Genomic DNA, 16,892 nt, shown 5'->3' on the forward strand with positions numbered 1-16,892 from the left:
CGATGCTCACCAAAGAGGAACGCGGCGCCTGCGCCGCGTGCCGCTTAAGATTTCTGGCCTGCGGCCTTGTCCTGCTGCGCAGGCTCGGCCGGTTTTGCGCCAGGCTGCGGGGCGGATTCCGCGGGCTTGGCGCCTGGTTGCGCGGGAGCCTGGCCGCCCGGGGCGGGCGTGCCGTTCTTCCATTCGCTGGCCTGCACCGGAGCGCCCGGGCGAACCTTCTGGAATCCTTCCACCACGACCACGTCGCCAGCCTTCAGGCCGCTGGTGACGATCCAGTTGCTGTTGAGGGCGCCGCCGGTGGTGACCGGGATCTGCTCGATCTTGTTGTCCTTGACCAGCAACAGGCTCTGCAGGCCGTCCGCGGTACGCTGCAGCGCCTGCTGCGGCACCATCAGGGCCTTGTCATCCACGCCCTGCTCCAGGCGCACGCGCACGTACATGCCGGGCAACAGGATGCCGTCGGGGTTGGGGACTTCGGCGCGCAGGTTCACCTGGCCCGTGGTCGGATCCACGGTGATGCCGGTGAACAGCAGCTTGCCCGGCTGGCTGTATTCAGAGCCGTCTTCCAGCACGATGGTGGCGCGCGCCGTATCCTTGCCGACCTGCTGCAGCTGGCCGCTGGCAAAGGCGCGGCGCAGGGACGCGAGCTGCGCGGTGGACTGGGTGAAGTCGACGTAGATCGGATCCAGCTGCTGCACCGTGGCCATCTGCGTGGCCGAGGTGGTCTCGACCAGCGCGCCTTCGGTGACCAGCGGCTTGCCGATGCGGCCGGTGATCGGCGAGGTCACGTCGGTGTAGCCGAGGTTGATCGCGGCGTTGTCCTGCGCCGCCTTGGCGGCGGCGACAGCGGCGTCGGCCTGGCGGTACGAAGCCACGGCGTTGTCGTATTCCTGCTTGCTGACGGCGTTGGCCTTGACCAGCGGCGCGTAGCGGTCGGCCAGCAGCTTGGCGCTGAACAGGTTGGCCTGCGCCTGCTTGAGCTGCGCCGTCGCCTGATCGTAGGCCGCCTTGTAGGGCGCCGGATCGATCTTGAAGAGCAGCTGGTTTTCCTTGACGTCCCCGCCTTGTTCGAAGGCGATCTTCTGGACGATGCCGGTCACCCGGGCACGGATCTGCGCATCCCGGACGGCATCGACGCGGCCAGGCAGCTCAGACACGATGGGCGCGCGCTGCGGCTGGATCGTGATGACGCTGACCTGGGGCATGCCAGGATTCATTTGCGGCTTTTCGCCGCACCCAGCCAATATCAGTGCGAGGAGCCCACCGGAAAAAGCCAGGCCGGAAACACGTTTAGGCGAAAACCGCATTGAAACCCCCGCGTAGCGTAATAAACCGTAATCGCAGCATTTAACCGCGACTTACACCGCGGTCACAACAAAAAGCATGCGTCATCACGGCGCGTAATCAGCCCAATAATGTAACTCAGTTGTTGGGGAAATCACTGATTTTTAATGCTTCAAATGCCACACCCACGGGGATTCCATACAACAGATCAGCTCTCGGAAAGCTCTCGCAGCTTGCCCAGGAACACATAGCCCATGCCGTGCACCGTATGCAGCGGCAGCCGGGCGCCGGCCAGCAGGACCTTGCCGCGCAAGCGGCAGATCGCCACATTCAGCGTGCGCATGGTGGTGCGTTTACGCAGGGCCATGAACGCATCGCGCCGCAACTCCGGCGGGATTGCCCGCCAGGCAAAGCAGGCAGGTGCGTTCCAGGGCCGTCAGGCCGATGCGGGCGCCATGGGGCGTAAGCAGTGTCCAGCCCTGATAGGCCAGCGACCACCAACCATCCGTGGCGTAGGGAGTATCGGCCGCGCGGGCGGGCGCGACCTGTGCAAGGCGAGCGGGGGCATTCACGACGGATCTCCACCAGGACGGCCCGCGCCGCACGGGGTGGCGGCCGGTTCCCGGAACAAGGTTGCAATTTGCCCCGAAAGACTACCGCTGGAACCCGCGGGCGTTGTGGCTGCAAGACATCTATCAGACCAATCCGCTGAGAAATCTGCCCGAAATCCGTCCAGATGCCACGCCCCCCCCTGCCCGGCAGTTCAGGTGCGCGTGCCGTTGCGATGGATATCGTGAGTGACGAAACAACTGTCCTCGGTCGGACGGGCCAGGATGCCAGGCTTGGCGAGCGTGGCGCGGATGTCCGCCAGGCCCGACTCCCAGTGCTCGCGCATGGCCTCGGTGCCAAACTCGTAGTCCTTGGAGTAACGCTCCCGGTGCTTGGACTCGTAGATGAGGTTGATGATGTTGGTGGCCGGCGTATGGGACAGCTTGCGGATGTCGGCGAACTCCGCCGCGTTGCGCTCGGCGGCCGGCAGCTTCGCCAGCAGACGCTGCAAGCCATGGCGCAGCTTGAGCACGCGCCTCAACTGGTCCGTGACCAGGCGGGTGCGGCTGGAGTACTGGATGTCCTTCTGGCGTTCGGCCACTTCCTCCAGGTTGGTCGGCAGGCCGCCGCGCGCGGGCCACAGGTCGACCTGGAACGCCAGCGTGTCCCGCATGCTGTCCGTCGTCAGCACCTGGGCCAACGGCGTGTTGGACACGACGCCGCCGTCCCAATAGTGTTCACCGTCGATCTCGACAGAAGGGAAGCCCGGCGGCAAGGCGCCCGAGGCCATGATGTGCTCGGGCCGCAGCGTGTCCTTCAGGCTGTCGAAATAGGCGAAGTTGCCGGTCCGCACGTTGACCACGCCGAAACTGGCGCGCACGGACCCGCTGTTAAGCAGGTCGAAATCCACGAACTCCCGCAAGGTCGCGGCCAGCGGCGTGGTGTCATAGAAACTGGTGGACGCCGCGCCCCTGCCGTGCACCAGGTAAGGCGGCGGAAAACGCGGCTTGAAGAAGCCCGGCTGGCCCGAGAACAAGGCCTGAAAGGCGGACACATGCCCGTTCATGACGGGCGAACCGAAGCCGAACGGCAAGCCTTCGAACATGGGGCCGAGCGTCTCGCCCCAGGGAACCGAGGCGAAGCCAGCCGGCCGACAGATGGTTTCCCAGAAACCGCGCAGACGCTCCACACGCTCATCCTCGGGAGAGCCCGCGATGATCGCCGCGTTGATCGACCCGATGGAAATGCCGGAAATCCAGTTGGGCCGTATACCCGCTTCGTGCAGCCCCTGGTACACCCCGGCCTGGTAGGCCCCCAGCGCCCCGCCGCCTTGCAGCACCAGGGCCACGACTTCATAGGGCGGCGTATCGCCGGTGTCTTGCTTCGGAGCCTTGCGGCGAGTACTCATACGGCTTCCTCTAGGCAGGGCCGGCGGACCGCCCTACTTGCTTTTGTCCGGCAACTGCGGCGCAGCCACGCCCGCGCGGAACGGATACTTGGAGAAAATCTGCGCAACCACCTTGTCCGTGTTCTCGGGCGACGCGCTGGCATCGGGCTGGACCTCGCCCACCGCCACGCCTTCCCACACCAACTGCCTGCGACGCGCGTCGACGAGGTCGATGTTCAAGGTGCCCTCAGTATATTGGTAGACGTCATCGCCCCAGCCGTAGCCGGGCCAACCGCCGTAGAAGCCGGTGCGATAGCCGTAGTACGGACCCATGGGCGGCGGGGCCGGAGTGACCTGCACCTTCTGCTGCAGCTTGGCGCTGAAGTTGAGCAGCAGGTCGGGGTTGGCGGCGCTATAGGTGTAGCCGCGCATTTCCATCTGGCCGCGCGTGGCGTTTTTCAGACGCTCGGTCAGCAGGGTGCTGTAGCCGGCCTTGTCGGTGCCCAGCGGCGTCATGTACCCGAAGGTTCGGTACTGCGCGAAATTCGCCTGATGATCGTAATCGCTCTTGACGTCAGGGCCTGTGGCGCAAGCCGCCAACAACGCCGTCATGGAACCCGCAGCCAGCAATTTGAACGCTTTCATGTCGTTTTCTCCGTGAGCCCGATGCCTGAACATAGTGCCGCCAAGCCTGCAAAATTTCAACAGAATCTCATTCTCATCGCGTTCGTCTCGCCCCGCCAGGGCTGCGGCCGTCCATTACACTTTCAGCTGTCCCATACCCTGACCACGGCACGATAACGATGTTGGAACTCGACGGCTCGATTTGGTTTCGCTCCGGCGCCCAGACCTGGGGCGGAAAAAACCGCATAGACCTGCTGGCGCAGATCGACGCCACCGGCTCGATCACGGCCGCCGCGCGCGCCGTGGGCATGAGCTACAAGGGCGCATGGGACGCCATCGACGCCATGAACAACCTGGCGGGCGAGCCTTTGGTGATCAGGGCCGCCGGCGGCAAGGGCGGCGGCGGCACGCGCCTGACGGACCGCGCGCGCGGCCTGATCGGCACCTTCCGCGCCCTGGAAGCCGAACACCGCAAGTTCATGGAAAACCTGACCCGCGCCGGCGTGAACGCCGCCGGCGACATCGACCTCATGAGGCGATTCATGCTCAAGACCAGCGCGCGCAACAAACTGCTAGGCACCGTCATCCAGATCCGCGCCGGCGCCGTCAACGATGAAATCGTGCTGCGCATCGCGGGCGGCCTGACCATCACGGCCACCATCACCCGCGAAAGCACACAGGAATTGGGACTGGCCGCGGGCAAGGAAGCGATCGCGCTGGTCAAGGCGTCGTCCGTCATCGTGGGCGCGCCCGGCCCCGGCCTGCGCCTGTCGGCGCGCAATCAACTGCCGGGCAAGATCACGGCGCTGCGCCCGGGCGCCGTCAACAGCGAGATCCTGATCGGACTGGACGGCGGCGTGACGCTGGCAGCCATCGTCACCAATGAAAGCGCGCAGGACCTGGGCCTGGACGTAGGCGCCGACGCGGTCGCGATCTTCAAGGCTTCCAGCGTGATCCTGGGCGTGCTGGACTGAGCCGCTCAGACGCCCACGTCCTCGTCGTGCCGCCGCACCCTGCCCTCGCGCACTTCGAACACTTCGTCGGCCAGCGCGTCCACATCCGCCGGGTCGTGCGTGATCAGCAGCATCGGCACGTCCAGCTGGCGTTGCAAGGCGTTGAGTTCCAGCCGCATCTTGCCGCGCAGTTGCGAATCCAGCGCTGAAAAAGGCTCGTCCAGCAGCAGGATATCGGGCCGCAGCATGAGGGCTCGCGCCAGCGCCACCCGCTGCTTCTGGCCGCCGGAGATCTCGCTGGGATAGCTGCCCACGATGGAACCCAGCTCGAACGCGTCCACCCAGCGCTGCGCCTCGGGTCCGACCTCGCGCCGGGGCGGGTTGCGCCAGCCGCGGCGCAGCCCGAAAGCGATGTTCTGCGCCACGGTCAGGTGGGGAAACAGGGCATAGTCCTGGAACAGATAGGCGACGCGGCGCGATTGCGCGGGCAGGTTGATGCCTGCGTCGGTGTCGAACAGCACGCGGCCGTTGATCTCGATGCGGCCCGAGTCGGGGCGCAGCAGGCCCGCCACCGCGCGCAGGGTCAGGCTTTTGCCCGCGCCCGAGGGGCCGAACAGCGCGATGCGCTTGGCTGACGAATCGAATGCGACGTCCAGCGCGAAGCGCCGCTCGCCGGACACCATCTGCTTGCGCACCTGGATGCTGACGCTCATAGCGCGCTCCCATTGCGCCGGCCGCTGCTGACGGGCACCAGCTTGCCGGCCAGCAGCAGGACCACCACGCAAGTCACCGAGGTGACCAGCACCAGCATATTGGCCGTGGCGTCGTCGCCCGCCTGTACCGCCTCGTAGATGGCGACCGACAGGGTCTGCGTGCGTCCCGGCAGGTTGCCGGCAATCATCAGCGTGGCGCCGAATTCGCCCAGCGCCCGCGCGAAGGCCAGCAGCACGCCGGCGGCGATGCCGCGCGCGGCCAGCGGCAAGGTGACGCGGAAGAAGATCCCCGCCTCGCACACGCCCAGCACGCGCGCCGCGCTTTCCAGCTGGCTGTCGACGTTCTCGAAGGCGGCGCGGGCGGACTTGAACACCAGCGGAAAGGCCACCACGGAAGCGGCGATCACCGCGCCCTGCCAGGTGAATACCAGTTCGATGCCCCAGCCCGCCAGCGTCTCGCCGATGACGCCGCGGCGCCCCAGCAGCACCAGCAGGTAGTAGCCCAGCACCGTGGGCGGCAACACCAGCGGCAAGGTCAGCAGCGCGTCCAGCAGGTCGCGCCCCGGCCAGCGCCAGCGCGACAGGCCATAAGCCGCGGCCGTGCCCGCCACGGTCGCCAACAGCGTTGCCCAGCCCGCCACTTTCAGGGAAAGCAGCAGCGGCACCCAAACCGGATCACTCATCAATGCCTACGATTCAACAGGTATCAGGGCTTCTGGAAGCCGTAGCGCGACAGTATCGCCTGGCCTGCGGGAGACAGCACATAAGCAACAAAGCTTTCGGCTTCCTTGGCGGCGGTTTCACGCGTGGTGACGGCGATGGGATAGGTCACCGGCGTCTGCGAAGGCACGCGCACCGCGACCTTGACCTTGTCCGCCATGATGGCCGCGTCGGTCGCGAACACGAAGCCCGCGTCGACCTCGCCGCGCGCCACGTAGTCCAGGCTCTGGCGCACGTTCTGGGCCAGCACGCTCTTGGCCTGCACTTCCTTCCAAAGGCCGGCCGCTTCCAGCGCGCCCTGGGTGTAGCGGCCCACCGGCACCGATGCCGGGTTGCCGTAGGCGATGCGCTTGACGTCGTCGCGGGTCAGGTCCTTGAGCGCGGTGATGTTGGCCTTGCTGTCGGCCGGCACGATCAGCACCACCTGGTTGGCGGCGAAGTCCACGCGCGAGGCTGGCTTGACGGCCTTCTCCTCGACCGCCTTGTCCATGGCCTTCTGGTCCGCCGAGGCGAACACGTCGGCTGGGGCGCCCTTGACGATCTGCTGCAGCAGCACGTCGGACGCGCCGAAGTTCAGGATGACCTTGGTGCCGGCATGCTCTTTTTCGTAGCCTTGCGCGACTTCCTTGAAGGCGTTGGTCAGACTGGCGGCGGCCGAAACCACCAGGTCGCCGGCGGTGGCGTTGGCGCTCCATGCGGCGGCCAGCGCCAAGGACAGCGCCACGATCGGACGGTTGCGGAACATGTTCTTCTCCCAGGGGAATTCGCTAAGTCGGTAACGAAATATATATAGGTATATAACGCCCGTCAATTTGGCCGCCCAAGGGAGGGTTGAGCAAAATCAAGGAGTGGCGGCCGCCGGCTTCAGCCGCGCGCCACCGTGGTCGCGTGCACCGCCTCGGGCGCCAGCCGCGCCCGCAGGTGCTCCAGCGCCAGCTCGGGCCGGGCCGCGCCGCACATGAAGATGTCCAGCGCCGCGAACGCGTGTTCGGGCCAGGTATGGATGCTGATGTGGGATTCGCTCAGCAGGACCACGCCGGTCACGCCCGCGCCTGCGCCGAAATGATGGAAGTGCGCGCTCAGCACGCGCGCGCCCGCCGCCTGCGCCGCGGCGATCAGGTCGCGTTCCAGCGCTTGCGCGTCGGTCAGGCGATCCGCCGGCACGCCGCGGAAATCGGCCAGCACGTGGCGGCCGGGTGTGGCATGCGGGGTCACTTGTGGGATCCGCCCGAGGACCAGCCCGAGCCGCCCGAGGAGCTGCTGCCCCAGCTGCTGCTGGAGCCGCCGCCGCTGGACATGCGCGCGCCCGGGGTGTTGAACCCGGTGGCGAAGATCACCACCACGATGGCGTAGACGGTGTATAGAAGCTTGCCCATTCTGTCATTCGTCCTTGCCGGCCAGTTTGTCCGCCAGCGCCGCCGGGATCCAGAGAAACGCCGCGCCGATCAGCAGCGGGATGATGCCCCCGCTGAAAATGGTGTCGATATTCAGGAAGGCCAGCACGATCATGGCCGTCCAGGCGAACTTGCGATAGCCCCCGGGCTTGCCGCTGAGCGGCATGGCCTTCTGCTTGGCAAGTTCAGGATCGCCAAACCATTCCGCCAACTGCGCCGGCGCCACCGGCCCCGAGGCCGACCAGCCCAGCTCGGATTCGCTCAGCTCGCGGGTCAGCTTCAGGTTGCCGGCCTTGTAATCCGTGATCTTGGTGCTGTCGCCCACCTTGACGCGCCAGTTGAACGCGCCCAACGCCAGTTCCACGCGCGAGGTGTAGTCGTACAGCTTCTGATAGAGCTTGGAGCGCCAGCGCACGCTGCTGGCGTTGTTGTGGCTGGGCCAGGTATCGCATACCTGCACCCGCTCCCAGCCCTCTTCGGTTTCCACCAGCCAGATGAATCCCTTCGCGGGATTGAACAGCAGGTACTCGATCCAGTCGGACGGCTCCTCGGGGTCCGGATCGGCGCACTTCATCAGGCCGATGAGCGTGTAGGACGCGCCGTCGATCTTGGCCACCGCGCCCAGCGGCAACGTGGTCTTGATGGCTTTGACCTTGCGGGCCTTTTCGATGACTTCGGCCGTGGGTCCCGAGCAATCAACGGTGGCCGCGCACGAGGGGCAGACCACTTGCGTGGCCATGGCGGCCACGAAGCTTATGGGCCCGCCGCAGTTGGGGCAGTCCAGCGCCTTGATCTGACCGCGGAAACGGCCGGCGGTCTCCTCGACCTGCTCGTTGGTCCGCAGCGACGCCGCCTGCATGGCGGACAGGTCGAACGCCTTGCCGATGTACAGCTCGGGCTCGGGTCCGTCGGAAAAGTCCAGCGTCAGGAACGCGTCCAGGCTGCGGTAATCGGCCACCTTGGCCAACCAGCCGTCGCCCGGCACGAAGGGCAGCTCGCCTTGCGTGCCGCCCGCCTGGCAGGCGCGCACGTCGGCGGCGGTGAAGCGCTGGCCGTCCAGCTTCAGTTCGTCGCCGGGCGCGATATCGTCGAACGCCGGCATGCCCTGCGTGGACTTGACCTTGCGCCGCCGGGTCACGGCGTACTGGCCCGAGGCGTCCGACAGCCAGCCGTCCGAGCCGTCCTCGAACCACAGATACCACTCGTTCCAGAAGCCGTCTTCGTAGCGCAGCTGGATGCGGCCGATCAGGTCGAAGCGCTTGCCTTCATGAGTGCCGGCCGCCCCCAGGCACAAGGGCGAGTAGTCCTCCAGGACCTCGGCGGCCTCGCCGATGCGCTTGACCGACTCGGCATCCTTCAGCAAGGTGCTGCGGCAGGCGCCGCAGACCGCCATGACCGATGCCGCGGACGTGAACTTGACTGGGGCGCCGCACTGCGGACACAGAACCTGCTGCATGGAGCCTTAGCTGGTGAGTTTCTTCAGCACTTCGGCCTTGGCCGAATCGTAGTCCGCGGCCGTGATCAGGCCTTTGTCCAGCAGATCCTTGAGCTGCTGCAACCGCTGCGCCGGATCCGCGCCCGCGGCGGCGGGCGCCTGCTGGGCAGGTTGCTGCGCGGCCTGCTGCGGCTGCCCCTGGGCGCCGGCCAATCCTGCCGCCATGGTCTGGCCCAGCGCCGCGCCGGCCGCCAGGCCCGCGCCGATGCCGGCGATGCCGCCTTCGTTCTGCGCGGCCATCGGTATGGCCGTGGCGGTCTGGTACTGGGTGAACTTGCCCAGGTCGCCGGCCATGCCCATGGAAATCCGCGTGTCCAGCGCCTTCTGCAGTTCTTCCGGCAGCGAGACGTTCTCGACCGTGAAGTTGTCGAGCTTGACGCCGTAGCGGTCGAACACCGGCGCCAGCTGTTCAGCGATGCTTTGCGACATCAGCCCCTGGTTGCCGGCCATGTCCAGGAACGGCACCTTGGAGCCGCCCAGCGCCGTCGTCATCGCCGCGACCACCATGTTGCGCAGCTGCGCTTCCAGGTCGTCGACGGTGTACTCGTCGCGCGTGCCGCTGATCTCGCGGTAGAACTTGGCGGGATCGGAAATCTGATAGGAATAAACGCCGAAGGCGCGCAGCCGCACCATGCCGAATTCGCTGTCGCGCAAGGTCACCGGCTGCGCCGTGCCCCAGCGCCGGCCCAGCTGCAGGCGCGTACTGAAGAAGATCACGTCCGACTTGAAGGGCGACTCGAACAGCTTGTCCCAGTTCTTCAGGTAGGTCAGGATCGGCAGCGTCTGCGTGGTCAGCTTGTACATGCCGGGACCGAACACGTCGGCGACCTTGCCTTCGTTGACGAACACCGCCATCTGCGATTCGCGCACGGTCAGGCTGGCGCCATACTGGATTTCGAAATCCTGCATGGGATGACGCCAGGCGAGCACGCCGTCGCGGTCCTCGTTCCATTGCAGGATGTCGATGAACTGCTTGCGGATGAATGAACCGAGACTCATGAGTCTTTCTCCTGTCAGATCAGGTGCGGCGCGAGCCCGCGTCAGGTCAGGCTGGCGGCGTTGACGATGCCGGCGGCGATGGAAATCGAGCCGATCAGCCCGCCCATGGCGATGTTGTTTTCTTCGATGGCCTCGTTCATGCCGCGCACCGTCTGGGACACGCCCACGTACACGACCAGCTGCACCAGCATGGCCACCAGGCCCCACAGCAGGAACATGGCATAGCTGGCATGGATCGCGATGCTGGAGCACAAGGTGAAGCTGAAGCCCACCAGCGCGCCGCCATACGACAGCGCGGCCGCGATATTGCCTTCGCGGATCAGCTCGAATTCCCTATAGCGCGTGACGGCCGTGTAGACCAAGGTGAAGACACCCAGCATGGCAAGCGCGGACGCCATATAGATAAGATAGGTCACCACCGGATGCATTGCTTCTCCCATTGCCACCCTCCTAATTGCGCGCAGTATATACGGCGCGTTCGATATACTGCGAACGCATTTTTCGTGTCGGACACCTCATGCGCGACCGCGTTCTCATCCTTTCGGTATTGATCGTCGCCTCCTGCGGTTTGGGCTATGAGCTCATCAGCAGCGCGCTGGCCAGCTATTTGCTGGGGGATTCGATACTGCAGTTCTCTTCCGTCATCGGCTGTTATCTGTTCGCCATGGGCATAGGCTCGTGGTTGTCAAAATATGTAAGAGACGAAGACGTTTTGAATCGCTTCATCGATGTGGAGCTGCTGGTCGCGCTGTTGGGCGGCGTCTCCGCCGCGGTGCTGTTCCTGGTCTTCTCATGGATGCCCGCCCCCTTTCGCGCGGCGCTGTATGTGGGCGTGTTCCTCATTGGCCTGATGGTCGGCATGGAAATCCCGCTGGTGATGCGGGTGTTCAACCAGCGCAAGACCGAATTCCGCGAAATCGTCAGCCGCGTGCTGACCTTCGATTACCTGGGCGCGCTGGCTGTGTCGCTGGTGTTTCCCCTGTTGCTCGCGCCCAAGCTCGGGTTGCTGCGCACCAGCTTCCTGTTCGGCATCCTGAACGCCAGCGTGGCGCTGTGGACCACCTGGCTGTTCCGCGCCGAGATCCCCCGCCCCAGCGAAAAGGCCATCCGCGCCAGCGTGGTGATCGGGTTCCTGGGCCTGGGCTTCATCTATTCCGGCAGCATGACGGCCTGGGCCGAGAAAGGCCTGTACGGCGACGACGTGGTGCACGCGGAAACCACGCAGTATCAGCGCCTGGTGGTCACGCGCTGGCACGACGACCTGCGCCTGTACATCAACGGCAACCTGCAGTTTTCGTCGCGCGACGAGCACCGCTACCACGAAGCGCTGGTGCATCCCGGCCTGCAAGCCCTGCCCTGGGCGCGCAACGTGCTGGTGCTGGGCGGCGGCGATGGCCTGGCAGTGCGCGAAATCCTCAAATACAAGAATATCGAACACGTGACGCTGGTGGACCTGGATCCGGCCATGACCGGCCTGTTTTCCCGCTCCGAGCCGCTGGTCAAGCTGAACCAGGGGTCGTTGAAGGATCCGCGGGTCACGGTCATCAACGACGACGCCGGCCGCTGGCTGGAAACCCATGCCGAGGTCTATGACTACATCGTGGTGGATTTTCCGGACCCGTCCAACTTCGGCCTGGGCCGGCTGTACTCGGTGCCGGTCTATCACCTGATGGCGCGCCACCTGGCCGAGAACGGCTACATGGTGGTGCAGTCCACCTCGCCCTACTTCGCGCCGCGCTCGTTCTGGAGCGTGGACGCCACCTTGAAGGAAGCCGGCCTGAACACCTGGCCGTACCACACCTACGTGCCGTCCTTCGGCGACTGGGGCTTCATTCTGGCCAGCAAGCGCCGCGACTACGAGCCGCCCGCCGCGATCACCGTGCCCACGCGCTACCTGGACCCGGTCACGACGCGCGAACTGTTCCACTTCCCTGCCGACATGCCCGCGCTGGCGATGCCTCCGAACCGTCTGAACGAGCAATCGCTGGTGCGCTACTTCGACGAGGACTGGCGCAAGGTCATCCGCTGATGCGGCGGCGCAGCTTCCTGTTGGGCGCGGCCACGGCCGCGGTCGCCGGCACCGCCGGGTACTACCGTTCGCGCATCGTCGAGACCACGCCGGAAATCCATTACCCGGGCATGCAGGCTGGCCACGCCTTGCGCGACGGGGCGGCCTGGCCGCAGCCCTCGGCCAGCCACAAGCGCGACGTCGTGATACTGGGTTCGGGCGTGGCGGGCCTGTCCTGCGCCTGGAAGCTGGCGCGCGAAGGGCACACGGATTTCCTGGTGCTGCAGGGTCCCGAACTCGACGGCAATGCGGCCGCCGGCCAGCGCGAGGGCCTGGACTACCCCTTGGGCGCGCACTACCTGCCCCTGCCCTCGATGGCCTCCACGCACATACGCGAAATGCTGGCCGACTTCGGCATCATCGAGCGCGGCGCAAATACCCCCCGTCCCTACTACGACGAGACCGCGCTGGTGCACTCGCCCCAGGAGCGTCTGCTGCGCGGCGGCCATTGGGAAGAAAACTTGCTGCCCATGAACGGGCTGCCGGAAGCGGACCTGGCGCAGCACCGCAAATTTCTCGCGCTGATCAATCGCCTGCACACGCAGACCGGCAGCGACGGCCGCAAGGTCTTCAGCATCCCGCTCACGCTGTCGTCGCGGGATCCGGCCTGGCGCGCGCTGGACGCGATCACGTTCAAGCAATGGCTGGACCGCGAAGGCTACACCTCGCCCGCGCTGCACTGGTACCTGAACTACTGCTGTCGCGACGACTACGGCGCGCAATACGACGCGGTCTCGGCCTGGGCCGGCCTGCACTACTTCGCCAGCCGCGACGGCCATGCCGAAAATGCGGGCGAAGGCGCCGTGCTGACCTGGCCTGGCGGCCTGTCGACGCTGATGCAGCGCATGCGCGACGCCATCACCAAGAAGCTCGGCCATGCCGATTGGCTGGCCGCCGGCACGGCGGTCCGGGTACAGGAGACGCCCGCCGGCGCGCTGGTCACCTGCCTGGCCTCGTCCTCCGACGCCTACACGGTGCAGGCGCGCCGAGCCGTGTGCGCGATGCCGTTGTTCGTGGCCCAGCGCATCCTGCCCGACATCCGCGCCTATGGCTACGATCCGGCGGTGCATGCGCCGCCGCACGCGCCCTGGATGGTGTCGAACTTCGTCATGGAAGGCTACCCGGCCGAAGCCCCGGGCGAACCGCTGTCCTGGGACAACGTGGTCTATCAAGGCAAGGCGCTGGGCTATGTCGTCTCCACGCACCAGTTGCTGCGCGTGGCCCGCACGCCGCGCTGCGTCTTCACGGCGTATCACGCGCTCGGCGGACAGACGCCCCAGGCCGCGCGCGAATGGCTGACCCGCGCCAACCCGGAAGAACTGCGGGCCGAGGCCGCATCCGACCTGGTCGCGGCCTACGGCAAGGAATTCTGGCGCCATGCGCGCCAGCTGGAAATCACGGTGCGCGGCCATGCCATGGCCTCGCCGCTGTGCGGCTACCTGTCCAATCCGGGACTGGCCGCGCTGCGCGACGTGGACGGTCCGATACTGTTCGCGCACTCGGACCTATCGGGCTATTCCGTGTTCGAGGAAGCCTCGTGGTGGGGCGTGGCCGCCGCGGGGCGCATCATGGGCCAAACACCGCCGCAGGCCTGACGTTCGCGCGCCGCGTTTTCTCCGGCCGCCTGCAATACAATTCCGCGAGCTTGCCGGGCATCACGGCACCTCCTGACCGGACTCAGATAAAAAGACATGGGAAAACACGTCGTTGTCCTAGGCGCGGGTATCGTGGGCGTCTGCTGCGCCCTGGAACTGCAGCGCCGCGGCCTGTCCGTCACGCTGGTGGACCGGCAGGAGCCAGGCCTGGAAACCTCGCTGGGCAACGCCGGCGTGATTGCGCGCAGTTCGCTGATGCCATTCAACCACCCCGGCTTGTGGGCGCAGTTGCCGCGGCTGCTGAAAAACGACACCGTGCAGTTCCGCTACAAGCTGAGCTATCTGGCGCAGAACCTGGGCTGGGCCGCCCGCTTCCTGCTCAACGCCCGGCCGGCGGTGTTCAGGCAGACCGTGGAGGCGCTGGACGGCCTGATCCGGCTTTCGGCGCCCGAGCATCTGCGGCTGCTGAACGAGTCGGGCGCGGCGCACCGGCTGCGCGATACCGGCTGGATTTTCCTGTACCGCTCGGAACAGGGCTGGAACAGCGGCGAACTGTCGCGCAAGACCTTTGCCCAGTACCAGGTGCCGACCCAGGTCCTGCAACCCGCGGAACTCGCGGAGATCGAACCCGCGCTTGCGCCCATCTTCCGCCGCGCCCTGTGGATCCAGGGCTCGTATTCCGTCAATGATCCGCACGAAGTGGTCGCGGCCTATGCCGGCCTGTTCCGCCGCTCGGGCGGCGCGTTCCAGCGCCTGGCCGCCAGCGCCATCCGCCGCGAAGGCCAGGGCTGGGTCGTGCAAGGCGCGCAGGGGTCGGAATCGATAGCGGCGGATCGATTGGTGGTCGCGCTGGGTCCCTGGTCGAAGGGACTCTTGAAGACGGCGGACATAGATCTGCCCATGGCGTTCGAGCGCGGCTACCACATGCATTACAGCGGCGCAGACGGCGCCGGCCTGACGCGCCCGGTCTACGACACCGGCGGGGGCTACGTGCTGTCGCCCATGGCGCGCGGCCTGCGCCTGACCACGGGCGTGGAACTGGACGCCTGCGAGGCACCCGCCCGGCCGCTGCAGCTGGACCTGGCGGAAGCGCGGGCCCGCGAGGCGTTTCCGCTGGACCGGCGGCTGGATGCCGAGGCGTGGCTGGGGCGGCGCCCGACGCTGCCCGACAGCCGGCCGATGATAGGCGAAGCGCCGCGCCATCCCGGCCTGTGGTTGGCGCTGGGCCACCAGCACATCGGCTTCAGCACCGCGCCCGGCACGGCGAAGATACTGGGCGAATTGATGTGCGGCGACGGCGCGGTCTCGCGCCATGAGGCATTCCGGCCCGGCCGGTTCATCTAGAACGGCGGGAAGCCGCCGGCTGCGGTTCACGCGGCCGGCGCCTGGCGCTTATCCCAGCAACAGGGCGTCGTCCGAGATCTTCTCTCCGCGCACGCGCTCGAACATGGCCAGCAGATCCGGCACGTCCATGCCGCGGCGCTCGTCGCCCGACACGTCCAGCACCACTTGCCCCTGATGCAGCATGACGGTGCGGTCGCCCACGTCCAGCGCCTGGCGCATGCTGTGGGTCACCATCATCGTGGTGAGCTGGCTTTCGGCGACGATGCGGGCGGTCAGCTGCAGCACGAAGTCCGCGGTGCGCGGGTCCAGCGCCGCGGTGTGCTCGTCCAGCAGCAGGATGCGCGAAGGCTGCAAGGCCGCCATCAGCAGGCTGACCGCCTGGCGCTGGCCGCCCGACAGCAGGCCGATGCGGTCGCTCAGGCGGTTTTCCAGCCCCAGGCCCAGCGTGGCCAGGCGCTCGCGGAAGCCTTCCTTCATGGAGGCCTTGACCGCACGGCTGTAGCCGCGGCGCGCGCCGCGCATCTGCGCCAGCGCCATGTTCTCTTCGATGGTCAGGTCTTCGCAGGTGCCGGCCATGGGGTCCTGGAACACGCGGGCCACGCGGCCCGCGCGCGCCCACACAGGCTGGCGCGTGACGTCGACGCCGTTGATGTCGATGCGGCCGGAGTCGACCGGCAGGTCGCCCGAGACTGCATTCAGAAAGGTGGACTTGCCGGCGCCGTTGGAGCCGATGACGGTCACGAACTGGCCCGACGGGATCTCCAGCGACAGGCCGCGCAAGGCGCGCGTCTCGATGGGCGTACCGGCGTTGAATGTGATCTTGAGGTCTTTTGCGGACAACATATTCAGCTCCCCTTCTTGCCGAGGAGGCGGCGCTTGAGCATGGGAATGACCAGGGCGAACGTGACCAGCACCGCGGTGACGAGGTTCAGGTCTTGCGCCTTCAGGCCGATGAAATCGCTGTTCAGCGCCAGCGCGATGAAGAAGCGGTAGACGATGGCGCCGATGATGACGGCCAGCGTGGCCAGCACCAGCTTGCGCGACGGCAGGATGCTTTCGCCCACGATTACGGCGGCCAGGCCGATCACGATGGTGCCGATGCCCATCGAAATGTCCGAACCGCCCTGGGTCTGGGCGAACAGCGCGCCCGCCAGCGCGACCAGCGCGTTGGACAGCGCCATGCCGCCCAGGATCATGCGGCCGGTGTTGACGCCCTGGGCGCGGGCCATGCGGCCGTTGGAGCCGGTGGCGCGCACCGCCAGGCCGGTCTGCGTGGCGAAGAACCAGTCCAGCGCCAGCTTGGCCAGGATCACGATGACGATCAGGATCAACGGACGGGCGACGTAGTCCGACAGCCATTCAGGCTGCAGGATGGTGAAGACGGTGGGTTCGGTGATCAGCGGAACGTTGGGCTTGCCCATGATGCGCAGGTTGACCGAGTACAGCGCGATCATCATCAGGATGCTGGCCAGCAGATCCATGATCTTGAGCTTGACGTTGAGCCAGCCGGTGACCAGCCCGGCCGCGGCGCCAGCGATCGTCGCGATGACGGTGGCCAGGAACGGGTCGGTGCCCGAGGCGATCAGCGTCGCACAGACCGCGCCGCCCAACGGGAAGCTGCCGTCAACGGTCAGGTCCGGGAAGCGCAACAGGCGGAACGAGATATACACGCCCAGAGCCACCAGGCTGAAGATCAGGCCGATCTCCAACGCACCTAACAACGAGAACAATGACATGGGTCAAATCCAATCAGTGAGAAGCGGGCAT

The 16,892-nt window shown here is 66.5% G+C and carries 17 protein-coding genes and 1 pseudogene; 4 read left to right on the forward strand and 14 right to left on the reverse strand.

Translation table 11 applies throughout. The annotated features are described in order from the left end of the window. Positions 1-44 precede the first annotated feature (44 nt). The 4 genes and pseudogenes from ACZ5YA_RS10430 to ACZ5YA_RS10445 all read right to left on the reverse strand — a co-directional run bounded on the left by ACZ5YA_RS10430 (position 45) and on the right by ACZ5YA_RS10445 (position 3,865). Positions 45-1,307 (reverse strand): efflux RND transporter periplasmic adaptor subunit, encoded by a 1,263-nt coding sequence (locus ACZ5YA_RS10430; RefSeq protein ID WP_118932520.1) that lies wholly within the window; start codon positions 1,305-1,307, stop codon positions 45-47. Between the two features lie 185 nt (positions 1,308-1,492). Further along, a pseudogene (locus tag ACZ5YA_RS10435) lies at positions 1,493-1,856 on the reverse strand (helix-turn-helix domain-containing protein). Positions 1,857-2,047: 191 nt separating this feature from the next. Beyond that, positions 2,048-3,241 carry a patatin-like phospholipase family protein gene (locus tag ACZ5YA_RS10440; RefSeq protein WP_251881899.1) on the reverse strand — a complete coding sequence of 398 codons (1,194 nt, stop codon included), beginning with the start codon at positions 3,239-3,241 and terminating at the stop codon, positions 2,048-2,050. A gap of 33 nt (positions 3,242-3,274) precedes the next feature. Continuing rightward, positions 3,275-3,865: a DUF4136 domain-containing protein gene (locus ACZ5YA_RS10445; RefSeq protein ID WP_059372399.1), complete on the reverse strand. Its 591-nt coding sequence runs from the start codon at positions 3,863-3,865 to the stop codon at positions 3,275-3,277. A gap of 158 nt (positions 3,866-4,023) precedes the next feature. On the opposite strand from ACZ5YA_RS10445, the gene ACZ5YA_RS10450 reads away from it, so the two are divergent. Then, positions 4,024-4,818: a TOBE domain-containing protein gene (locus tag ACZ5YA_RS10450; protein WP_059372396.1), complete on the forward strand. Its 795-nt coding sequence runs from the start codon at positions 4,024-4,026 to the stop codon at positions 4,816-4,818. A 5-nt stretch (positions 4,819-4,823) separates the two neighbouring features. Here ACZ5YA_RS10450 and ACZ5YA_RS10455 read toward each other — a convergent pair whose 3' ends face one another. The 8 genes from ACZ5YA_RS10455 to ACZ5YA_RS10490 all read right to left on the reverse strand — a co-directional run bounded on the left by ACZ5YA_RS10455 (position 4,824) and on the right by ACZ5YA_RS10490 (position 10,546). Beyond that, positions 4,824-5,510, reverse strand: a complete 687-nt coding sequence (locus ACZ5YA_RS10455; protein ID WP_118932522.1) for an ATP-binding cassette domain-containing protein — start codon at positions 5,508-5,510, stop codon at positions 4,824-4,826. Continuing rightward, a complete protein-coding gene (gene modB / locus ACZ5YA_RS10460) occupies positions 5,507-6,193 on the reverse strand; it encodes a molybdate ABC transporter permease subunit (RefSeq protein WP_059372387.1) in 687 nt (228 codons plus the stop codon). Before modB ends, ACZ5YA_RS10455 begins: the two co-directional genes overlap by 4 nt. Before the next feature lie 23 nt (positions 6,194-6,216). After that, entirely contained in the window at positions 6,217-6,975 is a 759-nt protein-coding gene (gene modA, locus ACZ5YA_RS10465) for a molybdate ABC transporter substrate-binding protein (protein ID WP_118932523.1), read from the reverse strand. Between the two features lie 119 nt (positions 6,976-7,094). Further along, complete coding sequence (gene speD, locus ACZ5YA_RS10470) at positions 7,095-7,445, reverse strand: adenosylmethionine decarboxylase (RefSeq protein ID WP_059372381.1); 351 nt, start codon at positions 7,443-7,445, stop codon at positions 7,095-7,097. Continuing rightward, positions 7,442-7,606: a hypothetical protein gene (locus tag ACZ5YA_RS10475; protein ID WP_165867829.1), complete on the reverse strand. Its 165-nt coding sequence runs from the start codon at positions 7,604-7,606 to the stop codon at positions 7,442-7,444. Before ACZ5YA_RS10475 ends, speD begins: the two co-directional genes overlap by 4 nt. A gap of 4 nt (positions 7,607-7,610) precedes the next feature. Next, positions 7,611-9,080, reverse strand: coding sequence for a DUF4178 domain-containing protein (locus ACZ5YA_RS10480; protein WP_059372379.1), 1,470 nt, complete (start codon positions 9,078-9,080; stop codon positions 7,611-7,613). Between the two features lie 6 nt (positions 9,081-9,086). Next, positions 9,087-10,118 carry an SPFH domain-containing protein gene (locus ACZ5YA_RS10485; RefSeq protein WP_059372377.1) on the reverse strand — a complete coding sequence of 344 codons (1,032 nt, stop codon included), beginning with the start codon at positions 10,116-10,118 and terminating at the stop codon, positions 9,087-9,089. 41 nt (positions 10,119-10,159) lie between these two features. Beyond that, complete coding sequence (locus tag ACZ5YA_RS10490; RefSeq protein ID WP_306637463.1) at positions 10,160-10,546, reverse strand: DUF350 domain-containing protein; 387 nt, start codon at positions 10,544-10,546, stop codon at positions 10,160-10,162. 89 nt (positions 10,547-10,635) lie between these two features. Between ACZ5YA_RS10490 and ACZ5YA_RS10495 the strand changes: the two genes are divergently transcribed. From ACZ5YA_RS10495 to ACZ5YA_RS10505, 3 genes are all read left to right on the forward strand, one after another. Continuing rightward, positions 10,636-12,147, forward strand: coding sequence for a polyamine aminopropyltransferase (locus ACZ5YA_RS10495; RefSeq protein ID WP_059372374.1), 1,512 nt, complete (start codon positions 10,636-10,638; stop codon positions 12,145-12,147). Next, on the forward strand, positions 12,147-13,781 hold the full coding sequence (locus tag ACZ5YA_RS10500; RefSeq protein ID WP_464092472.1) for an NAD(P)-binding protein: 1,635 nt from the start codon (positions 12,147-12,149) through the stop codon (positions 13,779-13,781). Before ACZ5YA_RS10495 ends, ACZ5YA_RS10500 begins: the two co-directional genes overlap by 1 nt. Before the next feature lie 96 nt (positions 13,782-13,877). Beyond that, positions 13,878-15,125, forward strand: a complete 1,248-nt coding sequence (locus ACZ5YA_RS10505) for an NAD(P)/FAD-dependent oxidoreductase (protein ID WP_464092473.1) — start codon at positions 13,878-13,880, stop codon at positions 15,123-15,125. Between the two features lie 48 nt (positions 15,126-15,173). Here the strand turns inward: ACZ5YA_RS10505 and ACZ5YA_RS10510 are convergent, their stop codons facing one another. Then, positions 15,174-15,968, reverse strand: coding sequence for an ABC transporter ATP-binding protein (locus tag ACZ5YA_RS10510; protein ID WP_464092474.1), 795 nt, complete (start codon positions 15,966-15,968; stop codon positions 15,174-15,176). Between the two features lie 2 nt (positions 15,969-15,970). After that, positions 15,971-16,861 (reverse strand): ABC transporter permease, encoded by an 891-nt coding sequence (locus ACZ5YA_RS10515; RefSeq protein WP_059372366.1) that lies wholly within the window; start codon positions 16,859-16,861, stop codon positions 15,971-15,973. Positions 16,862-16,892: the final 31 nt, after the last annotated feature.

Source organism: Achromobacter sp. JCM 18799 (assembly GCF_055395645.1).